The organism is Parachryseolinea silvisoli, from assembly GCF_021190955.1.
In the GTDB taxonomy this organism is placed as follows: Bacteria; Bacteroidota; Bacteroidia; order Cytophagales; family Cyclobacteriaceae; genus Ohtaekwangia; species Ohtaekwangia silvisoli.
On record NZ_JAIOAO010000009.1, the window covers coordinates 63,626 to 85,838 of the forward strand.

Consider the following 22,213-nt stretch of genomic DNA (forward strand, 5'->3'; position numbering starts at 1 on the left):
TTCATAAACAGCCTACCTTTGTTGCGTACGACACGCTCATGAATCACAATATATTGGAAGTCTGGCTGCGGGGTCCGATTGACGGCATTCCGCCACATCTTCAACCTGTGGCACATGCTTTGTTGCAAGCGCGCGAAGAAGTGGAGTCATGGATGACTGATTTTCCGGATGACGCCCTGTGGCTTCAGCCTGCATCGGTGGCTTCGGTCGGGTTTCATTTGCAACATTTAAGTGGCGTACTCAGCCGGCTTTTTACCTATGCGCGGGGCGAGGTACTTTCCGACAAACAATTGCAAGCGTTGGAAGGCGAAGGCCGGCCGTTTGAAGGATGCACCGTGGCCGTGCTACTCACAAGATTTCGGGAGCAGGTGGATGCTTGTCTGAAGCAGTTGCGCCAGACCGACGAGCGCACGTTGCTGGAAAGCCGTGGGGTGGGGCGTAAACAAATACCGTCGACGGTGCTCGGCCTGCTCGTACATGCCGCGGAGCATACACAGCGTCATGCCGGGCAGTTACATGTTACGATGCGGGTGGTGAAAGATGCGCGGGCGTCGGGCAGGTTGTAATTTCTAGGGGTGCACCTGTGTGGCGACGGAGTCTCGCTTGTTTTCGGGGGCATTGATCTTCTTCATATTCTTCCGGATATTCTGCCGGATGGATCGCGGCATATATTTTTTCCGGCCGGGTTGCGGACAATCCCATTCTTCGACCGACACACTGCTGATCACGCGTACGGAGCTTTTGTTTCCACCCCGCGCCGCGCGCGTTTTGGTATCATCGGCCTTGGCAGAAAGTGTTTGATCGGAATCCAGAAAGCGTTTGTGAATTACAGAGCGTTTGACCTTGACGGCCTTGGGCTCGGGACAAGGAATCCTTCCCGATTGACAGGCAGTAAGCAGGACCAGCCATAAGCATAGTAGCGCGCGCATATACCCTGGAAATTTTAACAGTGATCTAAACGACAAAGATCAGGGAATATACGCAACGAACGGCTCACTTCCAATATTCTATACCGGAGTTAGCGATTGATGCGAATTTACAGGGTAAATTGCCGCTTTATCGGTGTATAAAATCCTTTGAATGCGGAAGTTTTGGAAAAGTATAAGTATTGTCCTGGCCGGATTAGTGGTTGTACTCATTATACATTGGAACGTTGCGCTGTACTACCAGCCGGTTTTCAGTATCCGGAATGGACATGTGCAATACGATGATTTGCTGCTGGAGCTTCGGGGTTTAAAGCATGCTATGGATAATGGTGCGGCGGAAGACATGCAGGGCTTATACCCGGAAGGATATGTTTTTATGAATGCCTTGTACGGACTCGCGTGGGCAGATGTAGCCAGGCAAACGGATGCGGGCGACGCCCTATACCGCGAAGCATTTCAGGAAGTTGAAAGATCGTGTGACCGTCTTGGCTCGGAGACAGCACGCGAGATCTTTGACGAGTTTCTTCCGCTATCGTACGGAGCCTTCTACCAGGGATGGTATAACTATGTTGTTGGCCGAAAACTATTGTTGCAGGCTCCATCGAAGCGGTCGGCCAGCGAGGTAGCGGCCTTTCGGGCGCGATGTCAGGATATTGCACAGGCCATTGAATCCGATAAGACACCGTACCCACCGTCGTATAGATTTGGTGCCTGGCCGGCCGATGCCGTCGTGGGAGTAGCCTCGTTGTCGCTGCATGACAAGCTCTTCAAACCACATTATCGAAAAGCCATGGATGCATGGATCACGCGGGTGCGCGGCCAACTGGATACTCATGGACTGATCCCGCATGAAGTTGACCCCGTAACGGGCGTGACGAAAGAAGAAGCACGAGGTTCGTCGCAAAGTTTGATGCTTTCCTTTCTGCCGGAGATCCATTCCACCTTTGCCCGTGAGCAGTTCGAGCGTTACCGCGCGCTCTTCATCGCGCATCGATTTGGTTTGCCCTGCATACGCGAGTATCCGGCCGGGACAGTGGGTTTCGGCGACATTGACTCGGGGCCGGTAATCTTGCAAGCGGGAGCAGCAGCTTCGTTGGCGGGCCTGCGCACGTTGGCACTTTATCAGGAGCAGCAAGAATATGTTGGTTTGCGAAACAGCATCGAAGCTTTCGGTGTACCGGTGACCCATGATGGAAAGAAACAGTATCTTTTTGGACAGTTGCCAGTGGCCGATGCGTTCATTGCGTGGGGACATGCCGCCGCTGAGCCTTCTGTGAAAGCGTCTGGCGTATGGAAATTAAAATTTCATATCTACAGCGGATTGCTCGTGTTACTGGTGGCCGGAACGTGGATGTACTTTCGGAAGCGACGCGTAAAAACACCTGAATAGGCATGCTTTTTTAACTTTTGGCTGTTCACAATCCCCATGCTTATGGTAGTTTACAGAGATGGTCTTCCGATTGATTACATCGACACCAGTGCCGGTGAGGTTACTTTATTCTTCGTGCACGGTTCCTGCATTGACAAGTTGTACTGGGAGGAACAGATCACGCATTTTAAACAACATTATCGCGTGATCGCGATCGACCTGCCGGGACATGGGCAGTCGGGAAAAGATCGTCAGGAATGGACGATAGAAGCCTTTGCTGCCGATGTGAACGCAGTCATCCAGGAGTTAAACCTTAGCAAGGTCATCTTGATTGGCCATTCGATGGGCTCGGATATTATCCTGGAAGCTTCCGCGCTCAATCCCGCGGCGGTATTGGGGCTTGTTGTCATTGATTCGCTGAAGCATGCCGGTACCGAAATGCCGGAAGAGGTATTGCAGCAAGTCAGCAGCATTCTGCAAAATCTCGAAGCCGACTTTGGTAATACGGTAGAGTCGTATGCCAAACAAGGTTTGTTAACCCACCATACGGATATCGGCATTGTCGACATGGTTACTAACGACTATCGGACGGCATACCCGCCGATGGTGATTGGCTCATTACCGTCCATCTTCGGCTTTGCTGCACGCGAGCGGGAGCTGTTGGAACAGCTGCGGTGGAAGTTGTACCTGATCAACGTAGACTACATTCCTACCGACGAAAGCCTGTTAAGCAAACATGCCAACGCTGGCTATGAGCTGTTCGTACTCCAGGGCACCTGTCATTTTCCGATGTTAGAGCTTCCGGTAGCGCTCAACCAGGCGTTAGAGAAAGTGTTTCATAAGATCGAAAACCCCGAAAAGTTCGAGGGATTGTCGGTCGAACGGTTCCTGAACAGTTAGGGAACAACGGACCGGATGTCCTCCAGTCAGCCGTTTACGCAGGTTGTGAACGGTATCAATACAGCATAATGGCGACCAATGCTGTCCAGGTAATCACTTCGATGATCAGCTCGTGGCGGTTGATGTTGTTCTCGGTTTCCATAGCTTCAAACTTTGTCTTATACCACCGTCCTTAGTAAATGTATGCCTGCATCGGACAGGTATTTAACGCGTATTTGAGGCCGTGTATGGGCTTATTGGGGATATTTCTGTGTAAATGTATGGACAGGAGGAAAGCGCTACGCAAGCGTCGCGTACATGCGTTACTGGAGATTGGTGATCAGGAAAACAAAGGTGGAGGAGGAGGAAGAGAGAACGGAGGATGATGGGTAACGTATTAAATAGCGAAGGCAGCATAGTTGTCTATGCTGCCTTCAACTGAATTACTTGCTGCTTTTTTTAGCGGCTTTCTTCGCAGTTTTCTTAGCGGCCTTCTTAGGAGCGGCTTTCTTAGCGGCTTTCTTAGGAGCAGCTTTCTTCGCTACTTTCTTTGCTGTTTTTTTAGCTGATTTTGCCATAGCTATAAAATTTAATTTGTTTGAGCCGCTAAAATATAATTACAAATTATTATTTCCAATTTATCACGACAAAAACAACTCAATTCGCTTGCATAAATCAGGCTTAGGCATGTATTGTTTACGATCGATTATTCATATTTCAATGAGTCCACCGGGTTTGTACGCGCTGTCTTCCAGGAATGAAACGCAACCGTAAGGAACGAGAAGGCTATGGCAAAGATGGTCACGACAACAAACAGTGCATAGTCCGGCGGCATCTGATACGCGAAGTTGCCCAGCCACTGCGTAACGACATACCAGGCGACAGGTATGATCAACACCGACGCCAGCAAGACAAGATACATCACGTCTTTGTACAGCATGTAGATGATATGCGGTACCGACGCGCCATGCACTTTGCGTATGCCGATCTCTTTTGTGCGTTGCGCGGCCGTGAATGCCGACAGACCCAGCAGCCCGAGCAGGGAGATGAAAATACAGATGTAAGATAAAGTGGATACTAGCTTGTACTGAATCTCGTCCGCGCGGTACTGTTCGTTGAAACGTTGATCGAGAAAGAAGTATTCATAGGGGTGATTGGGATCAATCTGCGACCACTTTTGCCGGATATAGTCCATGGTCCCGGGCAAATCTTCACCCCGCACACGCAGGTGTAAGAAGCCACCATTGTCCCGTCCGCGTGCTATCAAAAGCGGCTCTACGGCATTGTGCAGCGAGTTATAGTTAAAGTCTTTGACGACGCCGATCACTTGTTTGTCCTCATTGTCGTGGAAGAACTTGACCTTTTTACCGACCGCGTTGTTACCCCAGCCCATCAGTTTGGCGGCGGCTTCGTTCACTAAGAAGGAGTGATCCACATCGGCCAGGCCCGCTTGGAAATCGCGGCCGTCGACCAACGTCAATCCCATGGTCTTGAGATAATCGTCGCCCACAAACATCAGCGTGAAGGCCTGTTGCTTCATGCCGCTTTCGCTTTCGGCCCACATCACGGGCTGTCCATCGACATTCATACCCAATACATGGTACGCCGTAGTAGCCTGCGTGATCGTCGGTCGTTGCAGGAATTCATGTTTGATGCCTTCGATCTGGTGTTGGACCAGTGTGTCGTTGATCGGCAGCACCACGACGTTGTCTTTTGTAAAGCCCAGCTCTTTGTTGCGCACATACCGAATCTGTCGTTGCATGAAGAGTGTGCACACCACCACGAAGATGGAGATGCCGAATTGTGTTGTGATTAACACTTTTCGCAGCACTAAGCTTGATTTGCGGTGTTTGTAGGCGCCCTTTAGCGCTTGCAATGTGGGAATGGCGGGCAGGTAGAAGGCCGGATATAGGCCCGAGACGACGCCGATCAATACTGTTAGCCCTACCGTTCCGAACAGCAAGAGCGGGTTGTGCACAAAGTCGAGCGCAAGGTTTTTGCCAATCAAGCTGTTGAAGGAGGTGGCGTAAATGACCATGGCAGCTATGGCCAGTGCCAGGATCGAAGCAACGACGGATAGAAAAACAGATTCACCCAGGAAGGCTGCTACCAATTGCAGCTTGCCCGAGCCCAGCGTCTTCTTCATGGCGATCTCCGCGGCCCGGTTCACCGATTTGGCGGTAGACAGGTTCATATAATTAATGCAGGCGAGCAGAATAATGAAAATGCCGATGCCGCTGAAGGCATAGAGATAGGCCATGTTGCCTTGCGGCTCGTCAGACGTCAGGCCGGAATGAAAATGAATTTGGTCGAGGCGTTCCAGGATCGGTTCGTATTTACCGCCCACCTGGTCGCCAAAGGATTTGAAGTATTTATCGAAGATGGCGGGAAACTTACTATAAAATGCTTGCGGTTCGTAGTCTTCGGGCATGAGCAGGTACAGGTACACATCCGGATTCCAGAATGCTTCCGATTTGATCTGGCCATTCTCACGCACCCATTCTCGGTCGGCAAGTTGTGAGAGAAGTATATCGAACGACAGGTGTGTGTTCGACGGCAGGTCCCGGATGACGCCGGTTACCTTATACGACGTGTTGTCGATTAGTAATGTTTTGTCCAGTGCGGGCTCGTCGCCGAAATATCGTTTCGCGGTGGACTCCGTTAGTACGAGTGTATTCAGGTCGACCAGGCAGGTCTTGGGGTCGCCGGCCAGAAATGTATGTGAGAACACCTGGAAGTAGTTAGAGTCAGTACGTACGATGTTCTCTTCATAAAAAGCACGCTCTTCACCGGCGCGCGGTTCATATTTTACCAGGGTGTGGTCCCAACTGTTAGCCCGCACGGCCGCTTGCACTTCGGGTAGTTCCGTTTGTAATACATTTCCCAGCTCACGCGCAGAACGGGCCACGCGAATGTCAATGCCGGTGGCGCTTAAGTGACCACCCAGCCGGTAGATGCGTTTGTGGTGTATATGGTACTGATCGTAGGTAAGATCATTCTGTAAGATTAGCAGCAGTATAATACTGACCGCAATGCCCAGCGCCAGGCCGAGGATGTTGAGCGTAGCAAAGAATTTGTCTTTGAGAAAGACGCGCGTGGAAAATCGCAGGTAATTTTTAAACATAGGATAAAGGGTTAATATAAAAGGCCCCTAACCCTGCTCAAGCAGCGTGCCGGATGTATAAAGATGCGATTTTTACGCTGTAAGCCCGTTTTTTTCAAGGCTGTCGCTGGCGTATTGATCATTTTCGAACACGTTACCGTGCGAAAGAGCGAAGATTTTAGGAGTGCTGCACCACGCGCTTTTCGTATTCGTCAGCATAACGGCCGGCCTGTATCGGCTGATGAATGGCTTCGGCGTATACGTGGGTAAAGGCGGCGCCGTAATACATCATCAAGGCGGAATAGAAGATGAATAATAATAAGAGTGCAATGGAGGCGGAGGCGCCGAAGAGCGTCTGTAAATTACTTTCCACCAACAGTTTTCCCAGGATGATCTTGCCGATACTGAATAGTACGGCGGTAAGCAGACCACCCGCCAGCGCCGCTTTCCATTTTACGCGCGCTTCGGGTAAGATTTTAAAGACGCCCGTAAACCACGCGGTGACAACCAACAACGAGAACAGGATATTCATAAATCGTATCCAGGCGGTATTGACATCGGGAAAATGTTCGCGGATTACGGCGACCGAAGCGTCTAACAGCAGGGCCACCAGAAACAACAGTCCCAGGAAGAGCAGCATGCCGATGCCAATCATTCGCTCTTTGATACCATATTGAATCCGCACTGACGATTTCCGGCGGATATACCATAGCTGATGGATCGCCTTGCGGATAATGCCGAGCAAGGTTGTGGCAACAAACAGCAAAAAGACAAACCCCGCGATGGTAATCCAGGCGCTCTCCGTCACGGCCATAAAGTTGTGCACGATCTTTTCAATCTCTTCGGTGGCATAAGGGCCGACGGTGGTTTGTAGCTTTTCAAAAAGCTGTTTCCGGATCTGCTCTGATTTAAAGTAGAGGCCAAAGACGTTCACCAGGATTACGATGATCGGCGAAAGCGAGAAGGTAGCGAAGAACGCCGTGGAAGAAGCCAGGATGAGCGGGTCATTGCGGCGCAGCAGGACATAAGCCTTGCGCAGCGAAGTTATGAATGAACGGAAAGACGATGTTCGGTTCTTCTCCACCGCAGCAAGATACTACATCCGTCGCACACGCGGGCCTTTTTCTACAGCGACTTAACGAGTTTGAAAGGGAAGAGCAGGATTGCGCCGATGAGCTTAAACACCAGATCGATGCTTAGGCCGACGATCTTAAACGGCAAGAGCAACAACCAGACGATCGGAAACAATACGATCATAACCAGGGCCAGCGGCCAGCACAGTACAAAGAGTATGCACCATAAGATGAGGGCGAGGAGTGTTTTCACGGCAGTAGTCGTTTGCAGACGGTTAAACAAAATAGTGGCCAGATTTAAAAAGGCCATTTTGTGGCCTCTGGCCATGTCAGAAGGGGGATGTATATCCGAAAATGTACAACGCGCTGAACGGTTTTGATCATAGCCATGGTGAGATGATCGATCAACTCGTAGGGGGCGAAAGACCTCTTTGAAGGGTTGAATAAAGTTTGAAGGCGGTGTTTGTTCGGTTCGGAACTTTGGCCGCGATGTATTATCTTTTCTCCTGGCGGGCAAATTCCAGGAGAAATGTAGCGGTGTGTGTCGTGTGCAGGTGGTTTGTATATGACGTGTAGATGAAGAAAAGTGTAGTTCGCGCACGGTCGCGACAGCGGGCTGTACGGCTGTGCACGGCCAGTACGTTGTTTCCGCTTGATGCTGTTATTACGTATTGAAAGGGCCCTATTTTCAGACAGCGGGCGTTTCTGAGTTCTTGCCCTTGTAAGTTTTTGGGTAGTTGCGCTGCATTTAGTTGGCTGCAGTTGACAAACTTCGCACCTCATGATTCCTGTTGGAAACTGGGTTGATATAGCTTATGAAAGAAACCTTTGTCGTAGTTCGTTGCATTCTCCTCTTCGTTGTAGTATCATTTGCCTTCATCCCATCGGGGATGGCACAGGATGCTGCTAAGCTTGCCGAGCACGAGCAGCAGTTGACCATTGCTGCGAAGGGCAACAAGCCAGCCGAAGCCGCCGGGCAAGCGTATGCCATTGCGGCATTGTACGAAGACGCCGGCAAGCTTGACAAAGCGGCCGCCTACCTGGGACAAAGCCTGAGCTATAGCAAGAAGGCATCCAGCGGTGAAGGACAATACCGTGCCTACCACCAGCTTGGGCGCATATACAGCACGTTAAGGAGCTACAGCAAGGCAGCGGACAATTTTCAGAGCGCTGCCAAAGCTGCGCGTACGCTGCAGAACAAAGCATTCGAGACCGAGAGTCTGATACAATATGCCATGGCGCAGGCAGCCCTCGACAGGCCGAAGCGTTCCATCGAGCCACTCACGGAAGCACTCGCGTTGGCACTTGAGCAGAGCGACATCGAAGCGCAGGCCAAATGTTACTCGCTGCTGGCGACATACTATAAAGCTCTTGGCGACGAAAAGAAGGCTACCGAATACCTGGCGCACTACAACGCCATCATTCTCGGGCAGAAGAATGCGAAAGAAATTCGTGAGCTGACGCGCGAGGGTAAAAAAAGCCAACAGCTCAATGCACGCAAGATGGAAGAGCTGAAGGCGCAGATCGACCAGGTAGAGTCGGAAAAGAAGCTCACCGAGTCCGAGCTGCTGGAGCAGCGCATGAAGCTGCAGCAAACAGAAGATTCGCTGCGCATCGTAGAAGAGATCAGCCTGAAGCGGCAGCTGGAGATTGACCTATTAAATAAAGACAAGGAACTGGCGAGTGCCAAGATCCGCGAGCAAAACGCGCTGATCGAGAAGGAAGCCTTGTTTCGCAGCTCGGTCATCGTCGGTATTTTGCTGGTGGGTGCATTGGCGATCGTGCTGATCGTTGGCTATCGCCGCAAGATTCGTGTGAATAAGCGGCTGCATCAGCAGAACGAGAACATTAAGAGCAGTATCAATTACGCCAAGCGCATTCAGGAAGCCATGTTACCCCGCAAGGATCAGCAAAGCAGGATCGGCGACTCCTTTGTACTGTTCAAGCCACGCGATGTGGTTAGCGGCGACTTCTATTGGTTTTCCGATGTGCCCAATGGGCATGACGACCCCTCCCATAATGATATAGCATTTGCCGCGGTAGATTGTACCGGTCACGGTGTACCGGGCGCCTTCATGTCGATGATCGGCATCAACGCTCTGAATGGCATCGTCAACCGGGGTGTGACGGAAACCAATGCCATACTCGATGCGCTGCACAAAGAGATTCGTACGGCACTGCGCCAGGAGGTAACAGGGAACAACGACGGTATGGATGCCGCCTTGTGCATCTATCGCCGGGAGAAAAAGATACTGGAATTCTCGGGCGCCAAGAACCCGTTGATCTATATTCAGAACAATACCTTGCACCAGGTAAAGGGCGATATTCACCCCATCGGCGGTAGTAAGACGAAGCCCACCTTGTCGTTTAAGAAACAGGAGATTCTGGTCGATGTACCCACCACGGTATACCTTTTCTCCGACGGCTATCGCGACCAGTTTGGCGGCAAGGAAAATATGAAGTTTATGTCGAAGCGCTTTAGCAAGCTGTTGTTGGACATTCATGCATTACCGATGACGGAGCAGCACGCCATTCTGGACAAGACCATTGAAGCGTGGATGAACGGCCGGGGTCAGACCGATGACATCCTGGTCATGGCCATCCGGTTGGGCGGCGCATAACGCCCGATACATACTACCCGAAAGGGGTATACACCAGCAACTCTACACCTGCTAACGGGGTGGCAACTGTAAAAAGACGCGTTGTGGTGTGGAGGGAGTAGGAATTATCGCGGGGAGTTGTTTATATTTCGTTCCCTAGACCCTCTATATGTGAAGACCCGCCTGACCCTGGTTCTGTGCTTCTTGTGCCTGCTGGCAATAGTGCGCGTTAACACGGCCTCGCCATACGACTCCGTTCCTTCTTCCAGTGGTCAGTCCAACGTCTTTATTCCCTTCGTACAAGATTCCACCCGGCAGCTTTCGCGCTTCCTGGAAAAGAGCCGGGCCGAAACCCGCGAGCAACAGACATTGCTGGACCGGCAACGGTATTTTACTGTGCTGGCAGGTGTCATCACCTTGCTCATGGCTGTGCTGGCCGCGATAAATTACCGGTCTTTCAAACGCGAGAAGCGGCTGAATCAGGCTGTCGCAGAGCAGAAAGAAGAAATCAGAATACAGGCAGAAGAGCTTACGGCGAACAATGCCATGCTTACCCGCCTCAACGACGAAATTGCCGAACAGAAGGAAGAGATCACACAGATCAATCAGCAACAAGAGGAGACCATACAACTGCGTACAGCTGAGCTGACACAAGCCTATAAAGAGCTCGATACTTTCTTTTATCGCGCCTCGCACGACTTTCGTCGTCCGGTGACGACCTTTCTGGGGCTGGTGCAGGTAGCCCGCATCACTGTAAAAGACCCCTCCGTGCTTGAGCTGTTTGAACGCGTGCAGCAGACGGCGCACCACCTCGATCGCATGCTGGTGAAGCTGCAATCCATCAGCGACGTAGGCCTGCAACGGCTGCAGTTTACCGAGATCGACGTGCATGATCTGCTGCATGGCGTATTCAAAACCTTTAAGGATGACCTGGCGCAGGCAGAGATTGACTTTCGCGTAACGGTAGGGGTAATGTCATTTTATTCCTACCCGTCGTTGGTAACGGTCATCCTGGGTAACCTGATTGAAAACTGCATCAATTTCCGCCGTCCCGACCGGCCCCACATACACGTGCGCGTGTACCGGCAGGCAGATGATATTGTATTGGAGGTGGGTGACAACGGACAGGGCATACACCCGCGCTACCACGACGGCATATTCGACATGTATTTTCGCAGCAATGAAAACTCCAAGGGCAACGGCCTGGGGTTGTACATCGTGAAAAAAGCCGTGCAGAAGCTGCATGGCACCATCACCTTTACCAGTGTACTGTATGAGGGTTCGGTCTTTTATGTCAAACTACCCGACTTGCCGCCGGGAGAAGAAGTCTAGGCCTTCCACGGCCGTTTGCTTTTTGTTATCTTTATCCCCCATTGACGCTGACATCATGAAATCATTCAAAAAATACTACACGCTTGGCGCTCCTCCGGAAGACGTTTACCTGGCGTTGACCAACCCCCTCACCATTCACCTGTGGTCGGGCGAGGAAGCCGAAATGTCTACCGAGCCCGGCAGCGAGTTTTCGCTGTGGGAGGGAAGCATTGTGGGCAAGAACATCTCTTTCGAAGAGAATAAAATGATCGTGCAGCAATGGTACTTCGGCGAGGACCATACGGAAGAAGAGTCGATCGTCACGATCAAACTCCACGCTTCCGGCAGCGGCACCTCTGTAGAGCTACGCCACACCAACATTCCTGATGCAGACTATGACGACATCGTCGATGGGTGGAACAATGTCTATTTTGGAGCCCTACAGGATTTTTACGACGAATAATGGCCTACGCCAATTACTATTGTATTATTTGCCGTAGCGTATATCACTACGCCCCTCCGTCACTTTCGTCCGCTTGCCATTTTCTGTAGGCGGATACACTACGAAAAAGTAATCCCACCAATTCTGCGTGGCAGCATCTAAATCGGCACTTGTATAATACCGGTCTTTTCCTTTAAACGTATTATCCCGGTATCGCTGCCCGCCCAGATCAGGATCGTAAGCTTCATAGTACATCGTACCGTCCACTTCCTTGTATCCCTTGATAACAATGAAGTGCCCCACACCCGGACTCGTGTGCTGGTATATTTTTCCGAAGTGCTGCTCCTCTTCGGGGTTATAGGTCACATAATACATATCCAGGCAAAGGATAATGATATTGCCCTCATCCAGGGTGGCCTTCATCCGGTCCGGGGCACTCATTTGAAAGGAGTTATGCGTTACACCGTTTTCCTCCAGGTATCGGAAGATATCATCTGTCGACCACCAGCCGGTCTGGTTGAATTTTTCGATATAGTCGGCGCGAGCCTGTTCGGGCGTGCGGCCAAAGCTTCGATTATACCATTTGATGCCCATGGTAGACGATGTAGGACCGCAATTGATGGACGAGTATTGACCCGTAAAGTTTTGCTCCATATACCACTCGTACGGAACGTTGTTGCTGTGCTCTTGCGACACTACGCGCCCTAAACCATACGCCCGGGCTTTGGTCATGGGCGGTACGGTGATGTTGATGTCTTTGGTCTGTTCGGACTTGCCGTCGCTCACGGTAAGGCTAATGGCAATGGCCTCTTCCTTCGTTGCCGAAGGGAGTTTGAAGAAGGCTTTGGCCTCGCGGGCGTTGTTGATGGTAATGTTGGCAGAAGACGTTTTCCACTGATAGGTGATGACTTTGCCCTCGGGATCGTACGAGTCGCCGGCATTTAATGCGATGCGGTCAAGCTGCTCGGTGAAGCGGGCTTCGGGTACAGGTGGTTGATCGATGATCTTTACTTCGTCGCCATCGTCCGAACAAGCGATAGCAAAGGCGGCAAGTACGGCCCAGACCTGGTGGGTTTTGATATACATGGGGGATTAGGTTATTGACTTATACGCACAGTAAGCCAAACGGGTGGTATCCCTAAATGCCCTTTTTTTTAGGATTTTGGAATTGGAATTTTATTTTAAAAAATTCGATTGCATTAGAATATCGTAAACGTTTTAGTAGCGTTTTTAGAATAAATCCCGGTCGTTGACCTTGAACCCGTTTTTTTATATGCCTGCTTTTTGTTTACCTTTAATTTCGCGTTCAGATTTCTCACGACCCGATCATGAACTATTCTCTTCTCCCGGACGAAGCCTTGGTAGGCCTCATGAAACATGAGGATAAGGGAGCATTCCGCGTGCTGTACGAGCGCTACTGGAAGGAGATTCTACTGGTGGCCTATCGCAAGACCGGAACCAAAGAGATCGCCGAGGAGCTTACACAAAATCTGTTTCTGAACTTATGGGAGCGGCGTGCCACGGTAGAAATTCAGCATGTACGTGCCTGGCTTTTTACGGCGATTAAGTTCAGTATCATCAATCATTATAAGTCGCAGATCGTTCACGAGAAATTCGTGAGCTATGTGCAGCATACGGCGACCGACTATGCGCACACGACCGAACAAACAACGATACACCACGACCTCTCACAGGCCATCGACAAAGGTATTGCCCTGCTGCCGGAAAAAACCCAGCAGGTCTTTAGGCTGAGCCGTTTTGAGAATCGTTCGATCAAGGAGATTGCCCGCGATCTGAACATTTCGGAAAAGGCTGTCGAATATCACATCACCCAGTCACTGAAACGTATGCGTGTCCACCTGAAGGACTATTTGATATACGGTTTTCTGCTGATCTATCTTCTATAACCCCCCATTAGTACGGTGCATGGTGCCTGCTGCCGGGCAATTGATCACTGGATCTTGTTAAAAAATTGTTAAAAAAAATAACTACCCATTTAGGGATGATAGTCTTCTACATTGACTTAATGACAGGCAAAACAAATTCCGTTGCATGAGCAAAGAAGTATTCCACAGTTTATTAAAGCGCTACCTGGAAGGTCGCTGTACCGAGGAGGAGAAAAAGATCGTCGAGCAATGGTACAACGTGCTGGACCAGGAAGGGGTGCCTGCTTATCAGGAGGGCGAGTTACAGGCGATGGACGATCGCCTGTGGGCGACGCTCAGCAAGAAGCTGGACGATACCAGCGAGCCGCGCCGGGTGAGCTTTTTTGGGCGGCGTAGTACGCAGTTGGGCATAGCGGCGTCGCTGATTGCCGGATTGTTGCTGACGGGGTATTTCGTCCGCACCGACCACGCTACGCCGGACGCCATTGCCCGCGAAGCAGGCGTGACGTTGCAGATGCGTCAGAACATGACCGTGCTGCCGGTACCGGTGCAATTGGAGGATGGCACCCGGGTAACGTTAGCGCCAGGCGCCGTGCTGCAATATCCGGATCGGTTTGCGGCCAACAAGCGCGAAGTGTTCCTCACGGGAGAAGCCTTTTTTGAAGTGAGCAAGGATAAGCAACGGCCGTTCCTGGTGTTCAGCGAAGACCTGATCACGCAAGTGGTCGGCACGAGCTTTACCGTGAAAGCGCAAGGCGCGGGGCACCCCAGCGAGGTAGCCGTCGTGACAGGCAAAGTGATGGTGTCGCGCAATACCGAAGGTGCGATTCTGCGTGGTTTGCTGATGGAAGAGCGCCAGGTATACCTTACGCCCAACCAACGGGCTGTGCTGGACCTGGAAACGGAAGAGCTGGCGGTTTCGCTGGTGACAGAGCCGGTACCGCTGTCGGCAGAAGATGCTCCGGCAGAACGCATTGTTTTTGAATTCGAGGAAGCACCGCTGAAAACAGTATTGCACAACCTCGAGCGGGCGTATGGCATTACGATCCAACCGGAAGATGTAAATCTGTATAACTGTACGTTTACAGGCGACCTGTCCGGCGAAGATCTGGAAACACGACTGGAGTTTATCTGCAGTTCCGTGGGCGCGGGGCATACGATCGAGGGCACAACGATCCGGATTACCGGAAAAGGCTGCCCGGGAGGTCAGTAGTATACATAAGAAGTACCTAACCTATAATACATAACCTAAACCTAATCAACGAACACTATGCAACAACGATTCTACAGCATCCTTTAATTGCAAAACAAAAAAAGCTGACAATGTGGGGCATTGCCAGCTTAGAAAAGCTATCCGTTTTGAGGGGGTAGCGTTTTGCCCGAAGTATCATTTTCAGAACAAAACATTTAAAGGTATGAAAAAAAAGCGACTTACCGCCTGTCTTCAGGCGGTTTGGAAAGTCACTGTTATATCCGCGCTGTCCGTTTTTCTTGCCCAACCGTTGTTTGCTACTCCATTCCTGCAAGAACTGACTGATAAGCACGTTTCCCTTTCCGTAGACCAAAAAGAAATCCGAGAGGTGCTGACACGCATCCAGGAACAAACCGGGATCAAGTTTGTGTACAGCTCCACGGCGGTGCCGGTAGATCAAAAAGTGTCGGTACATGTTACCGACAAGCCGGTAGCCGACGTATTGCGTGACATGCTGGCTTCGCAGCAGATACAGTATAAAATTATGGACGACCGCATCCTGCTGTTTAAAGGGCAGGAGTCTATGGTTGTGCAAAATGCGAAACCGAATGCCGAGCGTTGGCTGGCACAGACCGTTACCGGTCGCGTGACGGATGCCGATAACATGGCGTTGCCGGGTGTGAGTATTCTGGTAAAAGGCTCCACCAAGGGTACCACCACCGATAACAACGGGGTATATGCGCTGGCGGTTGGCGAAGACGACATCCTGGTATTTTCTTTCATTGGTTTTAAGACGCAAGAGCAGCCGGTGCATGGCCGTACGCAAGTGAATGTGGTGCTGGAGTCGGATGCTTCGGAACTTGACGAAGTTGTGATCCAGGACGGTTACGGTGAGCGTCGCAAGGAGAGCTTTACCGGCGGACCGATCACGGTGTCAGGTGAAGAGCTGCGGCGTGTCAACCCGATGAACCTGCTGCAAAGCATTCAATCGTTCGACCCTTCGTTCCGCGTACAGCAGGATAACTCTTTTGGTTCCAACCCGAACAAGCTGCCCGACATTCAGGTGCGTGGCGCCACCGGGTTGCCGTCCAATGCGACGGCTACAGATCAGACCAACGGCCTGGTAAACCGGGCGGAGATGAATAATCCGAACCTGCCTACGTTTATTTTGAACGGCTTCCAGGTAAGCATTCAAACCATCTATGACCTGGACATGAATCGCATCGAGTCGATCACGTTGTTGAAGGATGCAGCGGCGGCGGCGATCTACGGTTCGCGCGCTGCGAACGGCGTGGTAGTTATTACATTAAAAAAGCCCGAAGAAGGAGCGCTGCAAGTAACGTTCAACTACGACATGCAGGTAACAGGGCCTGACCTGTCGGTATACGATGTCTTGAATGCCAAGGATAAGTTGGAATATGAGCGCCTGGCCGGTGTCTATTCAAACGAATCCGGACGTTCTACGTGGACGCAGTTGGACCTGGATCGATTATATAACCATCGTGCGCAAGCGGTAGAAGAAGGGGTAGACTCTTACTGGCTGTCAGAGCCGATCCAAACGGAGCTGGGTCATAAAGCATCTCTGGCGATAGAGGGCGGCTCAAACTCGCTGACGTACCGGCTTACGGGCCGGTATCAAACGCTGGCGGGTGTTATGAAAGGCTCGAAACGCGATCGCTCCGGCCTGGAAGCATTTCTGCAATACAACAAAGAAAAGTTTAACATCAGCAACAGCCTGCAGATAAGCCAGGTGAGCGCGCACGAGTCGCCATACGGTAGTTTTGAGCAATACGTGAAAACGAATCCCTATTACCGCAAGACGGACGAGAACGGCAATGTGATCCAGGTGCTCGACCAATTCAGTGCACATGATAACAATGACATTGTAAAGTATATGAACCCGGTATACGATGCGACCCTGCACAGCTTTGAGAAAAACGTCTATACGCAGATCATCAACCAGACAGGCTTCTACTGGCGCATGACGCCCCGGTTAGAGCTGCGCGGTCAGCTGAACCTGGACAAAAAGTTGACGCAGGAGGATATGTTTAAATCACCTTTCCGGAATGAGTATGCCAATTATACCGGTGATGACTTGAAAAAACGGGGTGAATACCAGTATAAGACCAACGACGAAATCACCTATGATGGTAACGTGGTGTTGAACTATAACAAGAGTATCGGCAGACATGTCATCGCTGCTAACCTCGGCGCCAACATTCGTAACTATACATCCGATTTCAAAGCGTTCCGCGCCATTGGTTTTGTGAACGACCGTTTTGATCAGGTCGGGTTTGCCACGCGTTACAAAGAAGACGATATGCCGGGCGGTTGGTACTCGCAAGAACGCTTGCTGGGGTATTTCGCCAGCGCTAACTATTCCTACAAAGATCGTTACCTGGCCGATTTGTCCGTGCGTATGGACGGGTCGTCCAAATTCGGGAACGACAATAAATTTGCACCCTTCTGGGCGGCTGGTGTGGGTTGGAACCTGCACAAGGAAAAATTCCTGCAAGGCAATCCCAATATTAACCAGTTGAAGCTGCGTGCGACGACCGGTGTAACGGGTGAAGTATCATTCGAATCGTACCTGGCGGAGACTACCTATAAGTATTTTAACGACTGGTATTCGAGTGGCGTAGGGGCTTCCTTTATGGGGTATGGTAACAATGACCTGCGCTGGCAGCGCACGCGTCAGTATGACCTGGGTCTCGAGTCTATCTTCTTTAAGAACCGGTTGAGTTTTACGCTACGGGGGTATTACAAGTTGACGGACGACCTCGTGGCCGATATTGTGGTGCCGCCGTCGCTGGGCTTCACGTCGTACAAGTCGAACCTGGGCAAGATGGAGAACAAAGGGCTCGAGCTCTACATGCGCGGTACGGTCTATCGCACCAATCACTGGAATGTGTCGCTGTGGGCCAACGCTTCGCGAAATGTCAATACGATCAAGAAGATCTCCGAGTCGCTGAAGAAGTACAACGAGCAAATCGATGATCAGCAGGACGAGCAAGATAACCGCACGACGCCCCTGCTGCGCTATTATGAAGGCGAGTCACTGAATACTATCTATGCTATTCGCTCGCTGGGCATCGACCCCGAAAATGGCAAGGAGATCTTTGTAAAAAAAGATGGTACGCTGACGTATGAGTATAGTGTAAAAGACTTTGTCGCCGTGGGCAACAAAGCGCCTAAAGTAGATGGTTCATTTGGCACGGATGTTAGCTACCGGAACTTTACGGTCAGCCTGAACTTCTACGGCAGATTTGGTGGCGACATGTATAACCAGACGCTCATCGACCGGGTAGAGAATGCCAGCCCGTATGATAACGTAGACCAGCGTGTATTTGAAGGGCGCTGGAAAAAGCCTGGCGACCATGCAGCCTTTAAGGACGTTGCCGACCTGACGGAGACACGCGCGTCGTCGCGCTTTGTGCAGCGTGAAAATACCATCGAGCTGCGCAGTGCCAACATCTTTTATGAAGTGCCTTCGGTCATCGCACGTCGCTGGAAAATGCGCACGATGCGGTTAGGCGCAACGGCCAACGACATCACCCGTTGGTCTACGATCAAGATGGAGCGCGGCATCGACTACCCGTTTGCACGGACGGTAACATTCTCTCTTTTCTCAACATTCTAAGCCTATGAAAAAGCATATATTCTGTTGGTTAATGGTGGCTTGTTTGATGGTATCCTGTTCGGACTACCTGGACGTGAAGCCCAAGTCACAGGTAGAGGTAGAAACCCTCTTCAGCACACAGGAAGGATTCATGGAAGCGTTAGTAGGTGTGTACCTGGGCTGTGTAACGAAAGAGCTTTACGGATATGAGCTGCTGGCCGGTACACCGGACGTGCTCGCCCAGGATTATTACGCTCCGGCCAATACAAACGTAGAATGGGACAAGCAATACTTGCAGACCCGGACATTTAACTATTCGCACGAATATTTCCGGGAGCGGCGTGACGATATCTGGGAAGGATTGTACAAAGCCATCGCGAATGCGAACATTATCCTGGAGCATATCGATGATAAGAAAACGATCTTCCAAAACGAGGGGGATTATTATATCATCAAAGGGGAGGCATTGGCGTTGCGCGCCTACCTGCACTTCGATCTTTACCGCATGTTTGCGCCTTCGTATCTCAGTGATCCGGGTGCACCGGCGATACCGTATGTCACGGCTTTTTCGAATGCCGTTACGCCGCAGTCGACTGGGGCCGAGCTGGTAGAGAAAGTGGTTGCGGACTTGCAGCAAGCCAAAGATTTGCTGGAAGCGTGGGATCCTATTGTAAAAGACACCTACGTCGTGGGGTATCCGGACGATGCCAAGGAAACAGAAACAGCCGATCGGATGTTTCTTCAGAACCGCCGTCATCGTCTGAACTATTATGCGGTATGCGGTGCGTTGGCACGTGTATATCTGTATAAAAACGATAAGGTGGCTGCGATGACGCATGCACGTCTTGTTATCGACGCGGCTAAATTCCCCTGGACGGCGAAGGAAGATTTTAACGCCGACGCAGATGAAGATAAGGACCGCATTGCGTATAAAGAAGTGTTGTTTGGCTGGGATATTGATAAGCGTGGTGGAGATCTGAATAATCATTTTTACGAGAATCCTACGTCCTTGAGTACGTTGGTGGATGACGGTACGCTGATCTATGAGACCGGTAGCGTCGGCTCATCAGACTATCGGTTTAAACAATGGTTGAATCAGGGCACTACAAGCGGATTTACAGCGCTGTTCTTGCAAAAGTACCGGCGCGATGGCGACGGCAATCGTCACCCGCTTATTGCCCCCATGCTGCGCCTGAGCGAAATGTATTACATCGCTGCGGAGTGTTCATTTGATGCTGATCCGGAGACGGCCTGGAATTACTTCAACCTGGTTCGCTACAATCGCGGCATTGGTACCGAGATTCATGGCGAAACGTCCAGGGAAGTCTTTTTAAGCGAGCTGGTGAAAGAGTATCGCAAAGAGTTCTTTGCTGAGGGCCAGCTATTCTACGCGTATAAGCGTTTGAACCGCGACATACTCGGGGCGCAGCAAATAGCGATTCCGGCTTCCGACAAGATCTTCGTGCTGCCGATGCCGGACGATGAGATTGCTTTTGGCCAACGTAATTAATTCAACCACTAACGTCTTTTCGTATGAAACAAACCATATTATTCTTGTTGGTGGCAAGTGCCTTGTTCTCCTGCGGCGAAGTGGAGATCGATCGGTACGAGACCTCCGACAATATCTATTTCGACTTTGATGACGAAGAAACAACAAACCGAGACAGTGTTGTCTTCTCGTTTGCCTATACGCCCGAGAAAACGTCGGATACGGTATATCTTCCTATTCGTATCTCGGGGCTGCGGGTAGGCCACGACCGGCGCTTTAAAGTGATTGTGTTGGACGACTCCATTAGCACGGCTACGCCGGTGCTACACTACAAACCGCTGGAGGAATTTTATATTATTTCGGCGGACTCCGGTACCCTGCAGGTGCCAGTGGTGCTGTACAATCAGGACACACTTTTACAGGATAAGAGCGTCTCCTTACACTTTATGCTGGTGCCAACCGAAGATTTCGGTACGGCCTTGCCGTATGGTGTGTATGCCAAGCTGGTGTTTTCCAGCCGGCTGGAGAAACCAGACTGGTGGGCTGGGGTAGAGTCGGTGTTTATGGACTACTCCCGTACAAAACATCAGCTATACCTGATTTCTATTGGCAACATCCCCTTGATTATGGAAGGCGCCAACATTCCCTACAACCTGTTCATTATGGACAAGTTCCGTCGCTTTTTGATAGACCCTTTTACGTGGGTGCAATCCAACCCGGATTACCAAATCGACACCATCGCGGAGGATCAGGAGTATGTTTTGTTCAGCAAAGCCAATCCTACCACCCTCCGGTTTAAGATCCGATGGGATAACGACGCGCAGCGGTATTATTTTATCGATGAGAACAACAGTAAAGTGTTATTCAATTAAACGGCTTTCCCATGCGTACAAGAATATATTTTTCCATTATCGTCCTTTTATTTGTAACCGCTGCCTGCTATGAAGATCAGGGGAGTTACGATTATACAACGGTAGAGATTCCCGTCGTGAAAGACCTCGTTGACTCTACCTTCGATGCCATCGTGGGCGACACCCTGGAAATTACACCGACGGTCGTCCATAGCCTTGCCAATACCGACCAGCTGAGCTATAAATGGCAGTTCATGTTTCCGTACGAGCCGTTCTTTCAATATTTCGAAGGACGGACGCTGAAGACGCTGTTCTCGCTCGTGCCCGGTACGTACGATGCTACCCTGACGATTACGGACAATTCGAACAACCTGAAGTACTATTACGATTTCAAGATCAGCGCCAAGACCGAGTTTAGCGTAGGTACAGTTGTACTAACGGATGTCGGGGGCGCAGCACAGCTGGCCTTTGTGAAGCCGGATGGTACCATCATGCCCAATCTGTACGAAGGTCTGAATGGGGAGCCGCTGCCGTCGCAGCCCAAACAATTGCTGGCCCGGAACCTGGCGTTCCAACCGACAAACATCATTGACTACTGGGTTGTGAGCGGCGATCCGCAAAACGCCGGTGTGATTATCGACGCCAGTACGATGAAGAAGGCCTCGCTGATCCGTGATAACTTTTTTGATCCGCCGGCGTCGTTCTCGGTCAACAACCTTCAAGCAGGAAACTTCTATGGCGTGACGACGGGTGTAATCGATCATAAATTGTATCGCGGTACTTCCAATACATTCTATGGATTTCCTACCTATGGTAAATATGGCCTGCCTGCTGCGGGAGACTACGCGCTGGCCGACGACTACATTCTGGCGGGGGCAGACACTCCCGGTCCGCAATACTATATAACGTTTGATACGAAGAAGAAACGTATGGTGACGTTTGATATGGCGACCGTGTATAAGGATACCACCTACGACGTGATTCCCACGGGTCCCGGTTTTGATCCCAAGAATATCGGCATCGACATGTTTGCGATGGAACACCTGAATAACTCCGTAGCCCTGGCCTTTGCGCGCGACGGCGGGGGAAAGATCTATGAATATAACTTCTCGCACGACCCTGTCACCATTCGTCCCAAATATCGCAGGGAGTTTAAAGGCGCGAGCCTGGTGCGGGAGAATACGAACTTTATCGGCACGATCTATGAAGACTTGTATTTCAACTCTGACGATAAGATCTACAAGTTCAGTCACGTAAACCAGGATCTTGTTGCACTGGATGCCGACTTTGGTGGCAAGATCGTCACGATGCTCAAGCTGGATAAGATCAATGGCAAAGATGTTCTGCTGGCCGGCACGGAAGGCGCTTTGTATTACCTGGATATTGATACTGGTAAGAATGGGAATATTACGTATACGCTGGACGGACTGGACGGTGACGTGATCGATGTGGCTATACGGAAATAGTTTGTTT

General features: G+C 50.9%; 18 protein-coding genes. 12 read left to right on the forward strand and 6 right to left on the reverse strand.

All coding sequences use genetic code 11. The annotated features are described in order from the left end of the window. The first annotated feature begins 38 nt into the window (after positions 1-38). Complete coding sequence (locus K7P01_RS31065) at positions 39-566, forward strand: DinB family protein (RefSeq protein ID WP_267298496.1); 528 nt, start codon at positions 39-41, stop codon at positions 564-566. 3 nt (positions 567-569) lie between these two features. Here the strand turns inward: K7P01_RS31065 and K7P01_RS31070 are convergent, their stop codons facing one another. Further along, positions 570-929 (reverse strand): hypothetical protein, encoded by a 360-nt coding sequence (locus K7P01_RS31070; protein ID WP_267298497.1) that lies wholly within the window; start codon positions 927-929, stop codon positions 570-572. Positions 930-1,080: 151 nt separating this feature from the next. Here K7P01_RS31070 and K7P01_RS31075 point away from each other — a divergent pair, with 151 nt between their 5' ends. Further along, on the forward strand, positions 1,081-2,316 hold the full coding sequence (locus K7P01_RS31075) for a hypothetical protein (RefSeq protein WP_267298498.1): 1,236 nt from the start codon (positions 1,081-1,083) through the stop codon (positions 2,314-2,316). Positions 2,317-2,358: 42 nt separating this feature from the next. Then, on the forward strand, positions 2,359-3,195 hold the full coding sequence (locus tag K7P01_RS31080; protein ID WP_267298499.1) for an alpha/beta fold hydrolase: 837 nt from the start codon (positions 2,359-2,361) through the stop codon (positions 3,193-3,195). 422 nt (positions 3,196-3,617) lie between these two features. Here K7P01_RS31080 and K7P01_RS31085 read toward each other — a convergent pair whose 3' ends face one another. From K7P01_RS31085 to K7P01_RS31100, 4 genes are all read right to left on the reverse strand, one after another. Then, positions 3,618-3,752 (reverse strand): hypothetical protein, encoded by a 135-nt coding sequence (locus K7P01_RS31085; protein ID WP_262898807.1) that lies wholly within the window; start codon positions 3,750-3,752, stop codon positions 3,618-3,620. A gap of 128 nt (positions 3,753-3,880) precedes the next feature. Next, positions 3,881-6,298 carry an ABC transporter permease gene (locus K7P01_RS31090; RefSeq protein WP_267298500.1) on the reverse strand — a complete coding sequence of 806 codons (2,418 nt, stop codon included), beginning with the start codon at positions 6,296-6,298 and terminating at the stop codon, positions 3,881-3,883. Between the two features lie 157 nt (positions 6,299-6,455). Next, positions 6,456-7,361, reverse strand: coding sequence for a YihY/virulence factor BrkB family protein (locus K7P01_RS31095; RefSeq protein WP_267298501.1), 906 nt, complete (start codon positions 7,359-7,361; stop codon positions 6,456-6,458). A 41-nt stretch (positions 7,362-7,402) separates the two neighbouring features. Continuing rightward, positions 7,403-7,603, reverse strand: a complete 201-nt coding sequence (locus tag K7P01_RS31100) for a hypothetical protein (RefSeq protein ID WP_267298502.1) — start codon at positions 7,601-7,603, stop codon at positions 7,403-7,405. A 562-nt stretch (positions 7,604-8,165) separates the two neighbouring features. Here K7P01_RS31100 and K7P01_RS31105 point away from each other — a divergent pair. The 3 genes from K7P01_RS31105 to K7P01_RS31115 all read left to right on the forward strand — a co-directional run bounded on the left by K7P01_RS31105 (position 8,166) and on the right by K7P01_RS31115 (position 11,724). Continuing rightward, positions 8,166-9,971, forward strand: coding sequence for a SpoIIE family protein phosphatase (locus K7P01_RS31105; RefSeq protein WP_267298503.1), 1,806 nt, complete (start codon positions 8,166-8,168; stop codon positions 9,969-9,971). Positions 9,972-10,121: 150 nt separating this feature from the next. Beyond that, entirely contained in the window at positions 10,122-11,282 is a 1,161-nt protein-coding gene (locus tag K7P01_RS31110; protein WP_267298504.1) for a sensor histidine kinase, read from the forward strand. A 55-nt stretch (positions 11,283-11,337) separates the two neighbouring features. After that, positions 11,338-11,724 carry an SRPBCC domain-containing protein gene (locus tag K7P01_RS31115; RefSeq protein WP_267298505.1) on the forward strand — a complete coding sequence of 129 codons (387 nt, stop codon included), beginning with the start codon at positions 11,338-11,340 and terminating at the stop codon, positions 11,722-11,724. Between the two features lie 24 nt (positions 11,725-11,748). Here the strand turns inward: K7P01_RS31115 and K7P01_RS31120 are convergent, their stop codons facing one another. Then, the gene (locus K7P01_RS31120; RefSeq protein ID WP_267298506.1) at positions 11,749-12,789 is read right to left on the reverse strand and encodes a BtrH N-terminal domain-containing protein; all 1,041 of its coding nucleotides are present in this window, start codon (positions 12,787-12,789) and stop codon (positions 11,749-11,751) included. A gap of 242 nt (positions 12,790-13,031) precedes the next feature. Here K7P01_RS31120 and K7P01_RS31125 point away from each other — a divergent pair, with 242 nt between their 5' ends. The 6 genes from K7P01_RS31125 to K7P01_RS31150 all read left to right on the forward strand — a co-directional run bounded on the left by K7P01_RS31125 (position 13,032) and on the right by K7P01_RS31150 (position 22,206). Then, on the forward strand, positions 13,032-13,610 hold the full coding sequence (locus tag K7P01_RS31125; RefSeq protein WP_267298507.1) for an RNA polymerase sigma factor: 579 nt from the start codon (positions 13,032-13,034) through the stop codon (positions 13,608-13,610). 145 nt (positions 13,611-13,755) lie between these two features. Continuing rightward, positions 13,756-14,802 carry a FecR family protein gene (locus K7P01_RS31130; RefSeq protein ID WP_267298508.1) on the forward strand — a complete coding sequence of 349 codons (1,047 nt, stop codon included), beginning with the start codon at positions 13,756-13,758 and terminating at the stop codon, positions 14,800-14,802. A gap of 202 nt (positions 14,803-15,004) precedes the next feature. Further along, positions 15,005-18,421, forward strand: a complete 3,417-nt coding sequence (locus tag K7P01_RS31135) for a SusC/RagA family TonB-linked outer membrane protein (RefSeq protein WP_267298509.1) — start codon at positions 15,005-15,007, stop codon at positions 18,419-18,421. Positions 18,422-18,425: 4 nt separating this feature from the next. Next, positions 18,426-19,910, forward strand: a complete 1,485-nt coding sequence (locus tag K7P01_RS31140) for a RagB/SusD family nutrient uptake outer membrane protein (protein ID WP_267298510.1) — start codon at positions 18,426-18,428, stop codon at positions 19,908-19,910. A gap of 23 nt (positions 19,911-19,933) precedes the next feature. After that, positions 19,934-20,761: a DUF4843 domain-containing protein gene (locus tag K7P01_RS31145; RefSeq protein WP_267298511.1), complete on the forward strand. Its 828-nt coding sequence runs from the start codon at positions 19,934-19,936 to the stop codon at positions 20,759-20,761. A gap of 11 nt (positions 20,762-20,772) precedes the next feature. Further along, positions 20,773-22,206: a PKD-like family lipoprotein gene (locus tag K7P01_RS31150; protein WP_267298512.1), complete on the forward strand. Its 1,434-nt coding sequence runs from the start codon at positions 20,773-20,775 to the stop codon at positions 22,204-22,206. Positions 22,207-22,213 lie beyond the last annotated feature (7 nt).